The organism is Sphingomonas sp. CFBP 13603 (assembly GCF_014892665.1).
Classification (GTDB): Bacteria; Pseudomonadota; Alphaproteobacteria; order Sphingomonadales; family Sphingomonadaceae; genus Sphingomonas.
The window spans coordinates 63586-82145 of sequence record NZ_JADBIA010000002.1; the positions used below are offsets into that span (position 1 = coordinate 63586).

At 67.4% G+C, this 18560-nt stretch carries 14 protein-coding genes; 3 read left to right on the forward strand and 11 right to left on the reverse strand.

The features are described 5' to 3' along the window. Window positions 1–38 precede the first annotated feature (38 nt). A complete protein-coding gene (fmt, locus tag IFR23_RS03140) occupies window positions 39–965 on the forward strand; it encodes a methionyl-tRNA formyltransferase (protein ID WP_192974688.1) in 927 nt (308 codons plus the stop codon). Further along, a complete protein-coding gene (truA, locus tag IFR23_RS03145) occupies window positions 962–1702 on the forward strand; it encodes a tRNA pseudouridine(38-40) synthase TruA (protein WP_192974689.1) in 741 nt (246 codons plus the stop codon). The genes fmt and truA overlap by 4 nt, the downstream gene beginning before the upstream one ends. A 66-nt stretch (window positions 1703–1768) precedes the next feature. Here the strand turns inward: truA and IFR23_RS03150 are convergent, their stop codons facing one another. From IFR23_RS03150 to dapA, 11 genes are all read right to left on the reverse strand, one after another. Further along, window positions 1769–2965, reverse strand: a complete 1197-nt coding sequence (locus tag IFR23_RS03150; RefSeq protein ID WP_192974690.1) for a class I SAM-dependent RNA methyltransferase — start codon at window positions 2963–2965, stop codon at window positions 1769–1771. Further along, window positions 2962–4455, reverse strand: coding sequence for an NAD(P)H-hydrate dehydratase (locus tag IFR23_RS03155; RefSeq protein ID WP_192974691.1), 1494 nt, complete (start codon window positions 4453–4455; stop codon window positions 2962–2964). Before IFR23_RS03155 ends, IFR23_RS03150 begins: the two co-directional genes overlap by 4 nt. Continuing rightward, complete coding sequence (locus IFR23_RS03160; protein WP_192974692.1) at window positions 4452–4859, reverse strand: hypothetical protein; 408 nt, start codon at window positions 4857–4859, stop codon at window positions 4452–4454. Before IFR23_RS03160 ends, IFR23_RS03155 begins: the two co-directional genes overlap by 4 nt. Then, complete coding sequence (gene ilvD / locus IFR23_RS03165; RefSeq protein ID WP_192974693.1) at window positions 4840–6561, reverse strand: dihydroxy-acid dehydratase; 1722 nt, start codon at window positions 6559–6561, stop codon at window positions 4840–4842. The genes IFR23_RS03160 and ilvD overlap by 20 nt, the downstream gene beginning before the upstream one ends. A 321-nt stretch (window positions 6562–6882) precedes the next feature. Continuing rightward, window positions 6883–7233, reverse strand: coding sequence for a response regulator (locus tag IFR23_RS03170; RefSeq protein ID WP_093399563.1), 351 nt, complete (start codon window positions 7231–7233; stop codon window positions 6883–6885). Window positions 7234–7292: 59 nt separating this feature from the next. Next, window positions 7293–9674: a hybrid sensor histidine kinase/response regulator gene (locus IFR23_RS03175; RefSeq protein ID WP_192974694.1), complete on the reverse strand. Its 2382-nt coding sequence runs from the start codon at window positions 9672–9674 to the stop codon at window positions 7293–7295. A gap of 337 nt (window positions 9675–10011) precedes the next feature. Further along, complete coding sequence (locus IFR23_RS03180; RefSeq protein ID WP_192974695.1) at window positions 10012–12048, reverse strand: M13 family metallopeptidase; 2037 nt, start codon at window positions 12046–12048, stop codon at window positions 10012–10014. Window positions 12049–12177: 129 nt separating this feature from the next. Beyond that, window positions 12178–14256 (reverse strand): M13 family metallopeptidase, encoded by a 2079-nt coding sequence (locus tag IFR23_RS03185; protein WP_192974696.1) that lies wholly within the window; start codon window positions 14254–14256, stop codon window positions 12178–12180. Between the two features lie 93 nt (window positions 14257–14349). Next, window positions 14350–14835: a DUF2062 domain-containing protein gene (locus tag IFR23_RS03190; RefSeq protein ID WP_107963017.1), complete on the reverse strand. Its 486-nt coding sequence runs from the start codon at window positions 14833–14835 to the stop codon at window positions 14350–14352. 78 nt (window positions 14836–14913) lie between these two features. Then, window positions 14914–15396, reverse strand: coding sequence for an SsrA-binding protein SmpB (smpB, locus tag IFR23_RS03195; protein WP_055879372.1), 483 nt, complete (start codon window positions 15394–15396; stop codon window positions 14914–14916). 159 nt (window positions 15397–15555) lie between these two features. Beyond that, window positions 15556–16440: a 4-hydroxy-tetrahydrodipicolinate synthase gene (gene dapA, locus IFR23_RS03200; protein ID WP_192974697.1), complete on the reverse strand. Its 885-nt coding sequence runs from the start codon at window positions 16438–16440 to the stop codon at window positions 15556–15558. Between the two features lie 90 nt (window positions 16441–16530). Here dapA and IFR23_RS03205 point away from each other — a divergent pair, with 90 nt between their 5' ends. Next, a complete protein-coding gene (locus IFR23_RS03205) occupies window positions 16531–18528 on the forward strand; it encodes a lytic transglycosylase domain-containing protein (RefSeq protein WP_192974698.1) in 1998 nt (665 codons plus the stop codon). The last annotated feature ends 32 nt before the right edge of the window (window positions 18529–18560 follow it).

The window sequence follows — 18560 nt, forward strand, 5'->3', positions numbered from 1 at the left end:
GGGTTGCGCGGCTCCCCGCCAGCGTGTTCGAGAGGGCCATGCGGATCATCTTCATGGGAACGCCGGACTTCGCAGTGCCGGTGCTGGAGGCCCTCGTCGCGGCGGGGCATGACGTGGCGGCGGCATATTGCCAGCCTGCCCGGCCAGGGGGGCGGCGTGGGCGCGAGTTGGTGCCCTCGCCGGTGCAGTTTCGGGCGGAAGCGCTGGGCATCGAAGTGCGAACGCCGGTTTCGTTCAAGGCGTCTTTGCCGGAGGGGCTGGAGGCTCGCGCGGCATTTGCGGCTTTGCACGCGGATGTGGCGGTCGTTGCGGCGTATGGTCTTATTCTGCCGCGCGCGGTGCTGGAGGCGCCTCGGTTGGGGTGTCTCAACGTGCATGGGTCGTTGTTGCCGCGGTGGCGCGGGGCGGCGCCGGTGCAGCGGGCGATCCTCGCGGGCGATGCCGAGACGGGCGTCGGGATCATGCAGATGGAGGCCGGGCTGGATACCGGGCCGGTCCGGCTTGAGGGGCGGACGCCGATCGTCGGCAAGACCGCGGGGGATCTGACGTCCGAGCTGTCCGCAATGGGCGCGCGGCTGATGGTCGAGGTGCTGGGCGATCTGGACGCCTACCCTGCCCGGCCGCAGCCCGAGGAGGGCGTCACCTATGCTGCGAAGATCGACAAGGCGGAGGCGCGGATCGATTTCGAGCGGTCGGCGGTCGAGGTCGAGCGGCTGGTGCGGGCGATGAATCCGGCGCCGGGGGCGTGGTTCGAGGTTGCCAGCGAGCGGGTGAAGGTGCTGGCGGCGGACGTGTTGCCGTTCTCGTTTCTTGGGTGCGAGGGGCTGACGGTCAATGCCGAGCTGACGATCGGGTGTGGCGATGGGGCGATCCGGCCGACCCTGGTGCAGCGCGCGGGGCGCGGCGTCACCTCGGCGGAGGAAATGCTGCGCGGGTTTTCGATTCGCTCGGGGACGCAGCTTTGACGCGGTTCGCGTTGACGGTGGAGTTCGACGGGCGGCCGTTCATGGGCTGGCAGCGGCAGAAGCATGGGCCGAGCGTGCAGGCGGCGCTGGAGGCGGCGGTGCTCAAGATGACCGGCGAGACGGCGTCGGTACAGGCCGCGGGGCGGACCGATGCGGGCGTCCACGGGATGGCGATGCGCGCGCATGTCGACATCGCGAAACCGCTCGCGGCGTTTCGGTTGATGGAGGGGTTGAACGCGCTGGTGAAGCCGGCGCCGGTATCGGTGCTGGCGTGCGAGGTGGTCGACGACGATTGGCATGCGCGGTTTTCGTGTGTCGGGCGGTCGTACGAGTACCGGATCGTCAACCGGCGCTCGCCGCTGACGTTCGAGGCGGGGCTGGCCTGGCAGGTGCCGCAGTTGCTGGATGCGGACGCGATGGCGGCGGCGGCCGGGGCGCTCGTTGGGCGGCATGACTTCACGACGTTTCGGTCGGCGCATTGCCAGGCGGATAGTCCGGTGCGAACTTTGGACCGACTGGAGGTGGTGCGCGAGGGGGAGCGCTTGTTCGTCTATGCGGCGGCGCGGTCTTTCCTGCATCACCAGGTGCGGTCGATGGTCGGGTGCCTGGCGCTGGTGGGTATGGGACGTTGGGCGGTTGGCGATGTTGCGGCTGCGCTCGCGGCGAAGGACCGGGCGATGCTGGGGCTGAACGCGCCGCCCGATGGCTTGTTCTTCGTGAGTGCCGTCTACCCCTGACAAGCTTGTTCCCCCGCGAAGGCGGGGGGCCAGACTGGGCCCCCGCCTTCGCGGGGGAACACGGGCTTAGCGGATGAACTTCGCGGCTAGCTCGACATGCGTCGACCAGCGGAACTGGCCGACCGGCTGGACCCAGTCGATCCGCCAGCCGGCGTCACACAGCTCCTTGGCATCTCGCGCGAAGCTCGCCGGATTGCACGAGACATAGGCGATCACCGGCGTCTTGCACTCCGCCAGCGCAGTCGCCTGTTCGCGCGCGCCGGAGCGGGGCGGATCGATCACCACCGCATCGAAGCGATCGAGTTCGGCCACCGTCAGCGGGCGGCGATAGAGATCGCGGTGTTCCGGGTAGACCGGGCGCTGGGTGCGGTGCGCGGCGGCCTTTAGCGAGCCGAGCGCGTCGCGCGCGCCTTCGGCCGCATAGACCTTTGCAGGAATCGCGAGCGTGAAGGTGCCGAGCCCGGCGAACAGGTCGGCGACCGTCGCGGGCTTGCCGATCGCCTCCAGGACGGCGGCGGTGAGTGCGGCCTCGCCATCGGGAGTGGCCTGGAGGAACGATGCGGGCGGCAGCGGTACGGGGACGCCGCCCAAGGTGATCGTGACCGCGTCGGGTTCCCAGCGAGTCTCGGGGCCAAGGCCGTCGTCGAACGCCACGCGGGCGATCTTGTGGTCTTCGCAGAATTTGGTGAGCGCTTCGGCGGCGGGCAGGCCTTCGGGGGCGAACCCGGTGATCAGGATGTCCGCGCCCTGGTCGGCGAGCGTCAGGTGGATGTCCGCGCGGCGGCGGAAGTTGAGGCGCTTGAGCAGTTGGCGCAAGGGCTGGACGAGCGCGAACAGGCGCGGATCGAGGATCCAGCATTCCTTGATGTCGACGATCGTGTGCGCCTTCTCCGCGGTGAAGCCGAGCGTGATCTTGCCGCCCTTGGCCTCGGCGTGGAGCGTCGCGCGGCGGCGGCTGCGTTCGGGGGAGATGTGCGGGGGGCGGATCGGGGCGGACAGGTCCTGGCCGTCGAGCGCGGAGGCGATGCGGTCGGTGACGAACTCGGCATAGGCCTGGTCGTCGAGATGCTGGAGCTGGCAGCCGCCGCAGGTCGGGAAATGCACGCAGGGGGGAGTCTGGTGGTGCGGGCCGGGGATCACGGTGCCGTCGGCGGCGAGCGTGTCGCCGGGTGCCGAGAAGGCGGCGTGGCGTCCGTCGGCGGTCATACCGTCGCCGCGGGCTGCGACGCGGACGATCGTGTCGATATTCGTTTCAGAGGTCATAGCGATGCTCTGGCGGACCGGAGCGCTTCCGCCAAGTCGTCGGCGATGAACGCGGGCCCCAATCGGCGGGCAGCGTCACCGTGGAGCCACACTCCGGCGGCGGCTGCGTCGAACGGATCGAGCTTCGCAGCGAGCATCGCGCCGATCGCGCCGGCGAGGACGTCGCCGGTGCCGGCGGTGGAAAGCCAGTCGCTGGCGCCCTGCCCGATGCGGACGCGGCCGTCGGGGGCGGCGATGACGGTGTCGGCGCCCTTGAAGACGACGATCGCGTTGGCGCGGGCGGCGGCGTCGCGGGCTCGGGTAATCTTGTCGGTGTCGGATTTGCCGAAGAGCGCGTCGAACTCCCCCGCGTGCGGTGTGAGGATGACGGGGGCCTTCAGGGCCTTGATCCGCTCGGGGTCGAGCAGGCGGAGCGCGTCGCCGTCTATGATCAGCGGGTGGCCCGAGGTCAGCGCGGCGTCGAGGCGGGCCTTGGCGATATCGTCGCGACCGAGGCCGGGACCGATCACGAGCGCACCGATACGATCGTTGGCCAGCGCGTGATCGGATAACGGCGTGCGGACGAGTGCGTGCGGGGGGCCTTGGCTGTCGCCGAGCAGGGTCACGTAGCCGGCGCCGGCGCGCATCGCGGCGAGTGCTGCGAGGTCGGCGGCGCCGGACATGGTGCCGGCGATGATCGCGACCATGCCTCTCGTATATTTGTGTGAGTCCGGGCCGGGGGCTGGGAGGCTTGGGGCCTTGAGGACTTCGGCTTGGCTGAGCATAGGGACGCCGATGTCGAGCAGGCGAATCTGGCCGCAATAGCGCGCGGCGGGTTGGAGAAGGTGCGCTGGCTTTACGGCGCCGAGCGCGAGGGTGAGGTTGAAGACGGGCGGCGTGCTGAGCGCCTTGCCGGAGTCGGTGGCGAGGCCACTGGGCAGGTCGACAGCGATGCTGAGCTGCGCGGCGTTCGCGAGGGAGTGTAGACACTCGACCACAGACCGTTCCCCCGCGGACGCGGGGGCCCAGGATAGGCCGCTAGATGAGCCCTTGGGATTTAGCTGGGCCCCCGCGTCCGCGGGGGAACGGTTGGGGGTCGGTGTTGTACTGGCGTCGAGCGGCCGTGTCAGGCCGGTGCCGAACAGCGCGTCTACGAGGATCGGGGCGGGCTTTGCCTCCGCCAGCGTTTCGACCGGGCCTAGCCACCCTGCCCTCGCCGCCTTCGCCGCCTTCGCCGCATCCGTCTTGGGCTCCGACAGCGCCGCAACCCTTACCGCGACGCCCAGTTCGGCCAGCACACGGGCTGCGACATAGCCGTCGCCGCCGTTGTTGCCGGGGCCGCAAAGGATCAGGACTTCTTTCGTACCCGCGAGCCGGCGGACTACCTCAGCGATCGCGGTGCCGGCGCGGTTCATCAAGGTTTCGACCGATACGCCGGTGGCGATCATCGCATCTTCCGCCGCGCGCATTTCGGCGGCTGTGAGGACCGGCTGGCCTTCGATGCCGATCATGAGGGGTTCGTCGTACCCTTGACGGTGGCCGGGAGGCGGTAGCGGTTGCCGCCGAGCGCGACCTCGATGCCGTCCGTGCCCGTGATCGTGACCTTCGCGACCTCGGCGCCGTCCGCGGCTATCACGCCGCGGCCGTCCTGCGTTACCAGCAACCGGCGGAAGGCTCCGTCGGGATGGCGGATCGTCAGGATCAGGCCGTTCTCGCCCTGCGCCTGCTCGATCGTGCAGGTCGACGCGAACGCGGCTCCACCCTGTGCACAGGCGATGCGGCTGTCCCCAGCGGTTTCGGTGCGCTGCTTTGCCGCGACCTGTTCGCTGCTCGGCTGCCCCCGCCCGCACGCTGAGAGCGGGAGCGAGAGAAGCGCGGCAACCGCCAGTGTTTGCTTAGATATCCGCGTAGACATGGGTTTCGGCTGCCGCTCCAGGGTGCGTGACGGCACCCTTGTACGCGGGGCCGACGGTCTTCGCATAGCGCCAGAGTGCGCCCGAGCCGTAATCGTTGGTGCGCGGCACCCACGCGGCGCGGCGCTCCGCCATCACGTCCTCGGGAACGTCGAGGTCGATCGTGCCGGCCTCGGCATCGATGTGGATGATGTCGCCATTCTCGACCAGTGCGATCGGGCCGCCGTCCGCCGCTTCGGGACCGACATGGCCGATGCAGAAGCCGCGCGTACCGCCCGAGAAGCGGCCGTCGGTGATCAGTGCGACGCTCTCGCCCATGCCGAGACCGTAGAGCGCGGCGGTGGTCGACAGCATCTCGCGCATGCCGGGGCCGCCCTTGGGGCCTTCGTAGCGGATGACGATGACTTCGCCTTCGTTGATTGCGCGGTTCTCGACCGCGGCGAAAGTGTCCTCCTCGCAATCGAACACGCGCGCCGGGCCCGAGAACTGGAGGCGGTGCATGCCGGCGACCTTCACGATCGCGCCGTCGGGGGCGAGACTGCCGCGCAGGCCGACGACGCCGCCAGTCGGGGTCAGCGGGGTCGTGATGTCGTAGATGACCTTCTGATCGGGGTTCCACGTCACTTGGTCGATGTTCTCGCCGAGCGATTTGCCGGTCACCGTCAGGCAATCGCCGTTGAGGAATCCGCCGGCGAGCATCGTCTTCATCAGCATGTAGACGCCGCCGGCCTCGTACATGTCCTTGGCGACGTACTTACCACCGGGTTTGAGGTCCGCGATGTACGGCGTTGTCTTGAAGATCTCGGCGACGTCGAACAGGTCGAATTCGATCCCGGCTTCGGACGCCATCGCGGGGAGATGCAGCGCGGCGTTGGTCGAGCCGCCAGTCGCGGCGACGACGCGCGCGGCGTTGATGAACGCCTCGCGCGTGCAGATGTCGCGCGGGCGGATGTTGTCGGCGAGGCAGTCCATCACCTGCGCACCGGCGGCGACCGCGATCTGTTCGCGCGTGGTGTAAGGAGCCGGCACCATGTTGCTGTTCGGGATCGACAAACCGATCGCTTCCGCGACGCAGGCCATCGTGTTCGCGGTATACTGGCCACCGCACGCGCCGTGGCCAGGACAAGCCACCTTCTCGATTGCGTGGACTTCGGAGAGCGGGCACGCGCCTGCGGCGTATTTGCCGACGATCTCGAACACGTCGACGACGGTGACGTCGCGGTCTTGATACCGGCCGGGCAGGATCGAGCCGCCATAGACGAATACCGACGGGATATTGAGGCGGAGCATCGCCATCATCATGCCGGGCAAGGATTTGTCGCAGCCGGCGAACCCGACCAGCGCATCGTAGCAATGGCCGCGGACCGAGAGTTCGACCGAGTCGGCGATAACTTCGCGGCTGACCAGCGAGGCCTTCATGCCCTGATGGCCCATCGCGATGCCATCGGTGACGGTGATCGTGTTGAAGCGGCGCGGCATGCCGCCGCCCTGGATGACGCCGGCCTGCGCGGCATCGGCCTGTGCGTCGAGCGTGGTGTTGCAGGGCGCGGAGTTGTTGCCGGCGGATGCGAGCGCGACGAACGGCCGCGCGATCTGCTCCTCGTCGAGGCCCATCGCGTAGTAATAGCTGCGGTGCGGAGCGCGCTCCGGGCCGACGGAGACGTGGCGGCTCGGCAGGCGCGATTTATCGAATGTGCGGGTCATGGCGAACGCCTATGTCGCGGGAGGGGGTATTTGCGCAAGAGAGTTGCGTTGATTTTTGCGCCTGGATGCGGCGCAGTGTTTTGGATGAGACCGAAACCGGTCACCTCCCCGGCGAAGGCCGGGGTCCAATTGGAAAGGCCATGGTGACTGACGACCGACCGTCGTTACTGCCGTCCCCCAATTGGACCCCGGCCTTCGCCGGGGGCGTCTTAAGCGCGAAATGTCTGTGCCAGACTCCCGCACGTATATTTGCGCAGCTTGGCGCTCACCCTTCCCACCGCTTTGCGGCGGGCCCCTTCCCTCTCCTGGTGAGAGAGGAAATCAGAGGCCTTCGAGGGCCTTCGCGACGCCGTCCATCGTGAAGGGCTTTTGCAACCGTGGGCGGTCGCGGAACTCTGGCGCGACACCATCATCGCCGCCGCCGGTAGCGAAGACGAAGGGGACGCCCTTTGCCGCCAGTGCCTCGGCGACCGCGGTGCTCTTCTCGCCGCCGCGCAGGTTCACGTCGAGGATCGCGCCATCGACGCCGCCCTCTTCGATCCGCTTGAGCGCGTCGGCGACGGTGTCGACGGAGCCCGCCACACCCTTGTCCAGCACTTCGAGAAAATCCTCGAGCATCATGGCGATCAACGGTTCGTCTTCGACGATCAGAATCTGCTGGGGAGCGGTCATGTCATGCGCATAGTCGGGATTGTTACGACTTGCCAACATCTTGTTCGGGTCAGCCCGGTTTAGGCTCGGCGCGTCGCCAGCACGTCTCGTGCCGCTTCGGCGAGTTCCTGGACCGAGAAGGGTTTCGGCAGGAACGCAACATTGTCGAGATCGATCGACTTGCGCAACTGCTCCTCGGCATAGCCCGACATGAACAGGATCGGCAGGTCGGGGAATTTCTCGCGCGCATGCCGCACCATCGTCGGGCCATCCATCTGCGGCATCACGACGTCGCTGATCAGCAGGTCGGGACAACCGTGTTTCTCCAGCACTTCCAGCGCGATCTCGCCGTTTTCGGCCGTGAGCACCGTATAGCCCTGCCGCGTGAGCGCGCGCTCGGCGACGGCGCGGACCATGTCCTCGTCCTCGACCAGCAGGATCGTGCCCGTGCCCCACAGGTCGACCGGCTTCGGCGTCGGCTTGATGACCACAGGGCGGGTCGCGGCGGGGGCCGAATGGACCGGCAAGTACATCGAGAAGGTCGCGCCCTGCCCCGGCTTGCTGTCGGCGAAGATGTAGCCGCCGGACTGTTTGACGATGCCGTAGACGGTCGAGAGGCCGAGCCCGGTGCCCTTGCCGAATTCTTTGGTGGTGAAGAACGGCTCGAAGATCTTGGGGAGCACGTCGGGCGGGATGCCGGTGCCGGTGTCCTGGACGATCAGCGCGGTATAGTCGGCGACGGGCAGGATGTCGGATGCCATCTCGCGCACTTCGGACGCGGGGACGGCGCGTGTCGTGATCGTCAGCACGCCGCCGCCGCGCACGTTCGCCGAGACGATCGCGTCGCGCGCGTTGACCGCGAGGTTGACGACGACTTGCTCGAGCTGGCCGGGATCGGCGCGGACGGGCCCCAGATTGCGGCCGTGCGTCATATCGAGGCGGACGTTCTCGCCCATCAACCGCTTGAGCAGGTTGGAGACCTCCGACACGACGTCGGGGAGCTGGAGGATCTGTGGGCGGAGCGTCTGCTGGCGCGAAAAGGCGAGCAGCTGGCGGGTCAGGCTGGCGGCACGGTTCGAGTTGGTGCGGACCTGCTGGATGTCGTCGTAATCGCTGTCGCCCGGCGAATGGCGCATCAGCATCAGGTCGCAGTGACCGATGATCGCGGTCAGGATGTTATTGAAATCATGCGCGACGCCGCCCGCGAGCTGGCCGACCGCCTGCATCTTAGTGGCCTGCGCCACCTCGCGCTTGAGGCGGCTTTCCTCGCTATTGTCCTTGAGGCTGAGCAGGACGGCGGCGTCGCCGAGCCCGCGCGCGCCGGCGATGGTGAGCGCGACAGGCTCGTCGGGGTGGTCCTTGAGGCGGACGGCCATGTCGGCGGAATGCGTCGCGCCGTTCGCGAACTTGCGAATCGCGTCGGCGACCGCGGCCTTGTCCTCGCGGACGACGAGGTCGCCCGGATAGAGCGGTGGCGCGACCGAATTGACGCCTGCCGCGCGCAGGAACGAGTCGTTCATCTGCAGGAAGCGGCCGTCGCGATCGACCAGCGCCATCCCGAACGGCATCATGCTGACCAGGCTGCGGACGTGCGCGGAGGCGCTGGCACCGAGCGCGGGGGCGTTCTCCTCCTCGTCGAGCAGCGCGACCAGCACGGGGGCGTCGTCGCCGTCGAGGAACGGGATCTGGAGGACGCGGAGTGGCGTGCCTTCGAGGCCTTCGCGCTCGAACCGGACGAGGCCGCGGCTGTCGGTGATGAGGAAGCGGGCGAAGTCGCGGCCTTCGATCGTATCGTATTCGTCGCCGCACGCACGCGCTCGGAGTACGCGGTTGGCGGTGCGGACGCGGCCGTCGGGCGAGAGCAACGCGGCCATGATGCCGCTGCTGCCGAGCCGGTCTCCGGTCGGGCCCGTCAGCAGCGCAGCGAGCGTTTCGGCGAGGTCGTGTTCCTGCGCGGTGACGAAGCGCCAGACAAGCATGTCGGCATCGTCGCCGGCGCGCGCGATCTGTGCGGACAGGCAGACGCCGCGGGCGTTGAGGCGCTCGACCTGCGCGGTGCCGTCGCGCCAGGCGGAGCGGCCGGCGTCGGCGAGCGCTGCGTTGCCGGCTTCGTCGAGCGGGAGGACGGGGGGCGTCGGGAAGCCTTCGAACAGCGCTTCGTAGGCGTCGTTCGCGCAAACCAGGCGCCCGGCGCGGTCGGTGATTGCGAGGGCGTCGGTGCCGGCTTCGGCGACGGTGCGCGTGAGGTCCCAGTCGACCGGGCGCGGCGCGTCCCGGGCGACGGGGTTGAGCAGGCGCCACGCGATCAGCGCGCCGATGACGATGACGGCGGCGGCGAAGAACCCGGCGGCGGCGATCCAGCTGCCGACGAGCAGGAGCACGATCGCGGCGGCGGCTACGCCCGAGGCTATGGCGACGAATGCTGCGTTGCGGGCGGGGGTGGGTAAAGCGAGCGATGCCATCGGCGACGTCATCCGCTTAAGCGGGGTTGGGCGTCAAGCGATGCGTGTGATGGGGGTGACGCTAACTCTGATCCCGCCGCTTCTAGAAACGGCACCACCCCGGCGAACGCCGGGGCCCAATTGGAAAGGTGGTAGTAACGAAGCGCCGTCCATCGTCAGAACCGTCCCCCAATTGGGCCCCGGCCTTCGCCGGGGTGGCCGCTATGATAGCTCGGTCACAATCACATCGCCCCTGCCGTTCCCCCGCGGAGGCGGGGGTCCAGGGTTACGGGTGTTGGTGTTTGTGATTCCTGGGCCCCCGCCTCCGCGGGGGAACCAGAAGTGTGCGATCCGTCCTTTACCAGATCCGGACGCGCTGCTCCGGCGTCAAATACAGCTTCTGCCCGGGCGTGGGCTTGTACGCCGCGTACCAGGGGTCGAGGTTCCGCACGACCCACGCGCGCTGCTGCGACGGCGAGTGAGGATCGGTCAGCAAGCGGTTACGAAGGTTGGCTTCGCGGTAGTTCCGGCGCCAGACCTGCGCCCAACCGAGATAGAAGCGCTGGTCGCCGGTGAACCCGTCGAGGACGGGCGCGGTCTTGCCGCCGAGCGCGGTGTGGTAGGCGTCGTAGGCCACCGTCAGACCCGCGAGGTCGGCGATGTTCTCGCCCATCGTGAGCTGGCCCTTCACGTGCATGCCGGGGAGCGGCTCGTACGCGTCATATTGCGCGCCGAGCTTGCCGGTGAGCGCCTTGAAGCCCGCGATGTCCTTGGCTGTCCACCAGTCGGTGAGCTGGCCCTTTGCATCGTATTTCGAGCCCTGGTCGTCGAAATGATGGCTCAGCTCGTGGCCGATCACCGCGCCGATGCCGCCGTAATTGACTGCGTCGTCGGCCTTCGGATCGAAGAACGGCGGTTGCAGGATTGCGGCGGGGAAGACGATCTCGACCATGCCGAAATTGGCGTAGGCGTTGACCGTCATCGGCGTCATGCCCCATTCCCAGCGCTGCAAAGGCTTGCCGAGCTTCGAAATATTATCCTGATGCTGCCATTCGTTCGCGCGCCATTCGTTGCCGAACGCATCGCCGGACGTGATCGTCAGTCCGGAGAAATCCTTCCACTGGCTCGGATAGCCGATCTTCGGGGTGAAGGCGGCGAGCTTGGCGTGCGCCTTGACCTTGGTCTCGGGCGCCATCCATTCGAGCTTGTCGATCCGGCGGCCCATCGCCGCGAGGACGTTCTTGACGAGCTTGTCGGCCGCGGCCTTGGTCTCGGGCGGGAAATACTGCGCGACGTAGAGCTTGCTGACCTCGTCGTCGAGCGCGCCGGAAGTGAACTGGACGCCGCGCTTCCAGCGGGCTTCCTGCTCGGGCGTGCCGCCGAGGACGGTGCCGTAGAACGCGAACTGCTCGGCGTCGAACGCCTTGGGGAGGACGTCGGCATAGCCGTCGAGCGAGCGCAGGATCAGCTGGTCCTTGAGCACGCCGATCGGCGCGGTCGCAACGAGCTTGGCGATGCCGGTGATCGCGGAGGGCTGCGCGACGATGACGGTCGGGACGGGCGTGCCGATGCCCTTGAAATACGCTGCGAAATCGAAGCCGGGCGCGCGCTTGGCGAGATCGGCGACGGTCATCTTGTTGTAGGTCTTGGTGGCGTCGCGGCTGTCGACTCGGGTCCAGCTGACCTTGGCGATCTCGGTTTCGAACGCGAGCAATGCGGTAGCGCGGGCTTCGGCATTGGGTTCGCCGGCGAGGCCCAGCATCTTGACGATGTGCGCGCGGTAGGCGTTGCGCGCCTCGACCAGTTTCGGGTCGGTGCTGAGGTAGTAATCGCGGTCGGGGAGGCCGAGGCCGGACTGGCCTAGCGAGAGCGCGTATTGCTCAGGGAGCTTGTCATCCTGGCCGACGCCGCCGCCGAACGGGCCGCCGATCCCGGCGCGGTCCGCTTCGGCGAGGAGGGCGGGATAGCCGGCGCGGTCGTTCAGCGCGGCGATCTTGCCGAGCCAGGGCTTGATCGGGGCGAGGCCCTTGCCTTCGATGGTGCCGGTGTCGAGGAAGGTCGCATAGGCGCGGCCGATCTTCGAGTTCGGGTCCTTCGCGGCGGTGTCGAGGATGCCGCGGGTGCGCGTCTCGGAGAGGTCGGAGAGGAGATTGAACGAGCCGTAGTTCGACTTGTCCGCGGGGATCGGGTTGGTCTTTGCCCAATTGCCGTTGGCGAAGGTGTAGAAGTCGTCGCCGGGCTGGACGGTCTTGTCCATGCCCTTCTCGTCGAAGCCGAAGCTGCCGTATTGCGCGCCGGTCGGGGCGGATGTGGGTTCGGAGGTTTGCGAGATGGCGGCGGTGACGCCGGTGATGGCGGTTGCGGCGAGTAGGCCGGCGACGATGAACGACTTCATGGGGTTCTCCGGGAGAAGCTTAGTCAAACAAGATTCCGTTCCCCTGCGGAAGCAGGGGCCCAGGGTCACACACGGTGTCTCTCGTGACCCTGGGCTCCCGCATCCGCGGGAGAACGGTAGGAGGTCGGGTTACCAGATGCGGACGCGATTGGCGGGGGCGAGGTAGCTGGCCTCGCCCGGCTTGGCGCCGAATGCGGCGTACCAGGGGTCGAGGTTGCGGACCGTCAGGACGCGCTGGTGGCCCGGCGAGTGCGGGTCGGACAGCAACGTCTGCTGGAGCGCGGCGTCGCGGAACTTGGTGCGCCAGACGCCGGCCCAGCCGTAATAGAAGCGCTGGTCGCCGGTCGTGCCGTCGATGATCGGCGCCTTCTTGCCGCCGAGCGACTTGTGGTACGCGTCGTAGGCGACGGTCAGGCCGGCCAGATCGGCGATGTTCTCGCCGAGGGTCAGGCCGCCCTGGATATGTTGGCCGGGGAGCGGTTCGTATGCGTCGTACTGCTTCACGAGCGCATCGGTGAACACCTTGAAACGCGCGACGTCCTGCGGAGTCCACCAGTCGGTGAGCTTGCCGTTGAGGTCGTATTTGCGGCCTTGGTCGTCGAAGTGGTGGCTGATCTCGTGGCCGATCACCGCGCCGATGCCGCCGTAATTGACCGCCGGGTCCGCCTTCGGATCGAAGAACGGCGGCTGGAGGATCGCGGCCGGGAAGACGACCTCGTTCATCGTCGGATTGGCATAGGCGTTGATCGTCATCGGCGTCATGAACCACTCAGCCCGATCGATCGGCTGGCCGAGCTTCTTGAGGTCGCGATCATATTCGAACGCGTTGGCGCGCGCGACGTTACCGACGAGATCGCCGCGCTGGATCTGGAGCGCGGAATAATCGCGCCATTTGTCCGGATAGCCGATCTTCGGGGTGAAGGCGGCTAGCTTGGCAAGCGCCTTGGTCTTGGTCTCGGGCGCCATCCATTCGAGGTTTCTTAGACGCTCGCCCATCGCGGCGATGACGTTCTTCACGAGGTCGTCGGCCGCGGCCTTCGACGCGGGCGGGAAATACTTCGCGACATATTGCTGGCCGATCGCCTCGCCCATCGCGCCCGACACGGTCGAGACGCCGCGCTTCCAGCGGACCTGCTGCTCGGGCGTGCCGGACAGCGTGGTGCCGTAGAACGCGAAGTTGGTCTTGTCGAAATCGCTCGAGAGATACGGCGCGTACGAGCGCAGCACCTTGAGCATCGCATAGTCCTGCAGGACGTTGATGGGCGTGTCAGCGAAGACCTTCGCCTCGCCGGTCACCGCGCTCGGCTGCGCGACGAGGTAGAACGGACGACCGGTGACGCCCATCGCGGTCATGTACTGCGCCCAGGGGAAGCCCGGCGCCTTCGCGGCGAAGTCGGCGGCGGTCCATTTGTTATAGGTCTTGTCGGCGTCGCGGCTCTCGATCCGCGTCCAGTGCGCGGTCGCGAGGCCCTTCTCCATGTTGAAGACGGCGGCGGCGCGGGCGGCGGCGTTGGGCTCGCCGGCGAGCGTCAGCATCCGCGTGAGATACGCCTCGTACGCGGTGCGGATCGTTGCGAGCTTGGCGTCGTCCTTGAGGTAATAATCACGGTCGGGGAGACCGATGCCGCTCTGGCCGAGGCTGACGACGTAGGTGGTCGGGTCCTTGTCGTCCTGCTGCACGCCGACGCCGACGAGGCCACCGACGCCCATGCGCTGGAGCTTGGCGATCTCGGTGACGAGCGCGGTCTTGTCCTTGGTCGCCTTCAGCGCGGCGAGCATCGGCTTGACGGGCGTGGCGCCCTTCGCGTTGACCGCGGCCTCGTCCATGAAGCTGGAGTAGAAATCGCCGACCTTGTCGCCGGGCGTCTTGGCGGAGACGTCGAGGATCGTGCGGGTGCGTTCGAGCGACAGGTCCTGGAGGACGTGGAACATGCCGTAGGACGAGCGATCTGCGGGGATCGGCGTGGTCTTCACCCAGCCGCCGTTCGCGTAATCGAAGAAGTCGGTGCCCGGCGTCACGCTGGTATCGCGGCCCGCCATGTCGAAGCCGAAATCGCCGATCTGCGGCTTGTTGGCGTCCTTGGCGGCGACGGGACCCTTGGCAGCCTTGGCGAGGGTCGGCGACGGGGTGTTCGGCCCCGTTTGCGTGTGCGCGAAAGCCGATGCGGCGGACGCGAGCAGGATCACGGTAACAATCGACTTACGCATCAAGAACCTCGGAGAAAGATCTTCAGGATGCGGTGTGTTCTACGCCGATAGGACGGTCCGTCAATTCGGGTAGGTCAATATTAGTGACGATTGTTACGATCCGCGATTGTCGTGGCGATTGCGCCACTTGCGCGCGATCCACAACCGCCAGCCGAGCGCGCTAAGCGCATAGCCGCCGACCGAACAGACGACCGTGATGACCAGCAGGCCGAGCGCCGTGGCGGGTCCCGCCTGCATCAGCCACGGAATCCATTCGGTGCGCGCCGCGGCGTCCGCGACGGGCTGGCCTGGGACATGCGCATCGAGCCGCAACAACGACGAGCCGATCCAATAGGCGGCGATCCAGAGCGGCGGCGTGGTCAGCGGGTTGGTGATGAAGGTGGTCAGCGCCGCGGTCGGCACGTTGGCGCGGAACGGCAGCGCGAAGATCGCAGCGACCGGGGTTTGCGCGACCGGGATAAGGATGCCCGCGACCATCCCGAGCGCGACACCGCGCGGAACGGAACGACGGGTGAAACGCCAGAGCTCGGGCGCGAGGACGCGGTGCGCGACCGGACGGAGAAGACGGTTCCGCTCCATCGATTCGCGGGTCGGCAAGTTGCGATGCGACCACGCCGCGAGGCGCCCGAAGATACTGCCCGGCGCCTTCGACACAGGCTATCCGCGATCCCGCATGATCCGGCCCTGCTCGCGCTTCCAGTCCTGTTCCTTCACCGAATCGCGCTTGTCGTGGTTCTGCTTGCCCTTGGCGAGCGCCAGTTCGATCTTCGCGCGGCCCTTCGAATTGAAGTAGATCATCAGCGGCACGAGCGTCATGCCCTGGCGCGCGACCGCACCGAACATCTTGTTGATCTCGCGCTCGTGGAGCAGCAATTTGCGCGGGCGCTTGGGCTCGTGGTTGAAGCGGTTGCCGTGGCTGAATTCGGGGATGTTCGAATTCACCAGGACGACGTTCTTGCCCTTCACCTCGGCATAGGCCTCGGCGATCGATCCCTCGCCGCCGCGCAGCGCCTTCACTTCGGTGCCGGTGAGCGCGATGCCCGCCTCGAACACCTGCTCGATGTAATAATCATACCGCGCGCGCCGGTTCTCGGCGACGATCTTGGTCTTCTCGAAGGTCGGGGGTTTGGGACGTGCCATGGGACGCGCGATGTAGGAGGTCGGAGGGCTTAGGGGAAGCGGTGGGGTGTTATTCGCGCAAACAAACGCCGTTCTCCTGCGAACGCAGGAGTCCAGGGTTACACGCGGCGGTCCTCTCGATCCTGGGCTCCTGCTTTTGCAGGAGAACACGCAGGGGGTTCAGGCCAGGCCGGCATGCGCCAAGGCAGCGTCGACGGCAGCGCGCGACGCGTCGCCCGCGGGGGTCATCGGCAAGCGGAGCGTCTCGGGGAAGCCCGCCCGCACCTTGGTCATCGCGTACTTCACCGGGCCCGGCGAGGCGTCGGTGAACAGCGCTTCGTGCAACGGATAGAGCTGATCCTGATACGCCAGTGCCTTGACGAAATCGCCGGCCTGGCATGCCGCCTGGAACTCAGCGCATAGCTTCGGCGCGACGTTGGCGCTTACCGAGATGCAGCCGGTGCCGCCCATGACGTTGAACGCCAGCGCGAGGTCGTCATTGCCCGACAGCTGGCAGAAATCCGGGCCGCATGCCGCGCGGTGCTGAGAAACGCGGGCGAGGACGCCGCTCGCATCCTTCACGCCGACGAACACGTCCGGGAACGCCGCGACGATCCGCGCGAGCGTGGCCGGCTGGATGTCCGTCACCGTGCGCGCGGGGACGTTGTAGAGGATGATCGGCAGCGGGGTCGACGTCGCCAGCGCCTCGAAATGGCGGAAGATGCCCTCCTGCCCCGGCCGGTTGTAATAGGGCGGGACCATCAGCGCCGCGTCTGCACCGGCCTCTTTAGCGGCGCGCAAATTGGCGGACGCGACGCGCGTATCGTTCGAGCCCGCGCCGGCGATGACAGGCACGCGGCCCTTCGCCTGGTCGACGCACACGCGGACGACGTGGAAATGCTCGTCGTACGACAGGGTCGCCGCTTCGCCGGTCGTCCCGCACGCGACCAGACCCGACGAGCCCTCGCCGATCTGCCATTCGATGAAGTCGCGATACGCAGCTTCGTCGAAGCTGCCATCGGCGGCGAACGGCGTGACGAGCGCCGGAATAGATCCTGAAAACATGCGGTGGCCTGCGGTCCTGTTGCGCCGGATGTCTTGCAAAATCCGGATTTCGTTCAGGACAGATACGGGTTCGGGGCGTATGCTGTCCACATGGTAGCATCGATGTTTAAAACGAGCCTTCTCCTTGCAGTCGTGGCGGGGACGGTCGCCGCGTCGGGAGGCGGGCAGCAGACGCTGGATCGCTACAGCACGCAACTGGCCAACATGGGCCCCAATGCGCAGCCGATGGCGACGGATGGCGCGATCGCCTCCACCATCGCGCAGTGGCGGGCGTTGCAGCAGACCGATGCGCTGCCGTTCGACAGCTATGCGGGCTTCCTGATGGCGCATCCGGGTTGGCCTAACGAGACGGCCAACCGCCGTGCGGCGGAGCGCAAGGCGGCGACCGGATCGCCGATGAGCGTCGTCGCGTTCTTCCGTCGTTACCCGCCACAGTCCGCGTCGGGCGGTGTCGCGTATGCGCGGGCTTTGCAGGCTACAGGCGCGCGGGATCAGGCTTATGCGGCGGTGCGGACGGCTTGGCGGAGCAGCGGCCTGACGCCGACCGACGAGTCTATGGTGCTGTCGGGCTTTCCGGGTGCGCTGACGCCGGACGACCAAGATGCGCGGATGGATGCGCTGTTGTGGGCGGGCCAGACCGGCACCGCGCAGCGGCAACTGGCTTGGACGAGCCCGGCACGCCGGCCGATTTTCGAGGCGCGGCTGGCGTTTCGGACGAATGCGCCGAACGCGTCGGATATCTCGTCTGCGACGCAGACCCTGTATGCGAACGATGCGGGCTATGTCGCGGACCGGGCGCAGTGGTTGCGTAATTCGGGGGCAAGCCCATCCGCCCGCGCGTGGCTGGCGCGGCCGCGATCGCTGGTGACGCGGCCGGGCAATGCGGCGGAATGGTACGAGGTGCTCGTCACCAACGCGAACGGCGCGGCGAACGATGGGCAATACCAGACCGCCTACGATATCGCGCGGCAGATCGACGATGCGTATCCGTATGGCGCGGACATCGCGGCGAAATCCTATGCCGAGCGCGACGAATATACCAACCTCGCCTGGCTCGGCGGGCGCATGGCGATGAAGCAGCTCGCACGACCGGCGGACGCGATGACGCTGTTCGACCGGTACGCGCGGGGATCGCGCTCGCCGCAGGTGCGGTCGAAGGGCTATTACTGGGCGGGCCGTGCGGCGGAGGCGGCGGGGTTGGCCCCGCAGGCGGCGGCGTTCTACGGCCAGGCGGCTGGGTACCGCGATCAATATTACGGGCAGTTGGCGAACGAGCGCACCGGCCGGGCTCTGGTTGCGCCGCCTTCAGTTGCTTCGGTGGCGATCGATCCGGCGACGCGCGCGGCGTTCGACCGGCGCGAAGTTGTGCGCGCGGTGAAGTTCCTCGGGCAGATCGGCGACTGGCAGGACCAGACCGCGTTCGTGCGCCAGATTGCCGCGGATGCGACGAGCGATACCGATCACCTGCTCGCCGCCGAACTCTCCAAGACGATCAACCGCCCCGATCTCGGCGTGATGGTCGGGCGGAGTGCGCTTTCGAACGGGCTCAGCGATTATTCCGCGGTCGGCTTTCCGATGGTCGCGGTGCCTGCCGGGTATGAGGACAACTGGACGATCATCCACGCGATCTCGCGGCAGGAGAGCCAGTTCGATCGCGCCGCGGTGAGCCACGCCGGCGCGCGCGGGCTGATGCAGCTGATGCCGGCGACCGCACGCGAGCAGTCGGGGAAGATTGGCCTCGCGTACAACCAGGCGGCGCTGACGACCGATCCGAACATGTCGATCATGCTGGGATCGAGCTATTTCCAACGGGTTTACGCCAATTACGGCAGTTATCCGCTGGCAGTAGCGGCGTATAATGCCGGCGGCGGCAACGTGAACAAATGGCTCCGCGCGAACGGCGATCCGCGGACCGGGGCTGTGGACATGGTCGATTGGGTCGAGGCGATCCCGTACCAGGAGACGCGCAACTATGTGCAACGCGTGCTGGAGAACGCGGTGGTGTATGACCTGATGAACCCCGCGCGGGCGAAGAGCCGGGGGGCGGCGCGGTTGTCGTGGTATCTGGGGAAGAACCGGCCGGGTTGAGGTCTCACTACCTTATAAGATTGTTCTCCCGC

Coding starts and splice junctions, on each gene's coding strand:
- fmt (WP_192974688.1), top strand. CDS start 39: ATGCGGATCATCTTCATGGGAACGCCGGACTTCGCAGTGCCGGTGCTG.
- IFR23_RS03150 (WP_192974690.1), bottom strand. CDS start 2,965: ATGACCTCTGAAACGAATATCGACACGATCGTCCGCGTCGCAGCCCGC.
- IFR23_RS03155 (WP_192974691.1), bottom strand. CDS start 4,455: ATGATCGGCATCGAAGGCCAGCCGGTCCTCACAGCCGCCGAAATGCGC.
- IFR23_RS03160 (WP_192974692.1), bottom strand. CDS start 4,859: ATGTCTACGCGGATATCTAAGCAAACACTGGCGGTTGCCGCGCTTCTC.
- ilvD (WP_192974693.1), bottom strand. CDS start 6,561: ATGACCCGCACATTCGATAAATCGCGCCTGCCGAGCCGCCACGTCTCC.
- IFR23_RS03170 (WP_093399563.1), bottom strand. CDS start 7,233: ATGACCGCTCCCCAGCAGATTCTGATCGTCGAAGACGAACCGTTGATC.
- IFR23_RS03175 (WP_192974694.1), bottom strand. CDS start 9,674: ATGGCATCGCTCGCTTTACCCACCCCCGCCCGCAACGCAGCATTCGTC.
- IFR23_RS03180 (WP_192974695.1), bottom strand. CDS start 12,048: ATGAAGTCGTTCATCGTCGCCGGCCTACTCGCCGCAACCGCCATCACC.
- IFR23_RS03185 (WP_192974696.1), bottom strand. CDS start 14,256: ATGCGTAAGTCGATTGTTACCGTGATCCTGCTCGCGTCCGCCGCATCG.
- IFR23_RS03190 (WP_107963017.1), bottom strand. CDS start 14,835: ATGGAGCGGAACCGTCTTCTCCGTCCGGTCGCGCACCGCGTCCTCGCG.
- smpB (WP_055879372.1), bottom strand. CDS start 15,396: ATGGCACGTCCCAAACCCCCGACCTTCGAGAAGACCAAGATCGTCGCC.
- dapA (WP_192974697.1), bottom strand. CDS start 16,440: ATGTTTTCAGGATCTATTCCGGCGCTCGTCACGCCGTTCGCCGCCGAT.
- IFR23_RS03205 (WP_192974698.1), top strand. CDS start 16,531: ATGGTAGCATCGATGTTTAAAACGAGCCTTCTCCTTGCAGTCGTGGCG.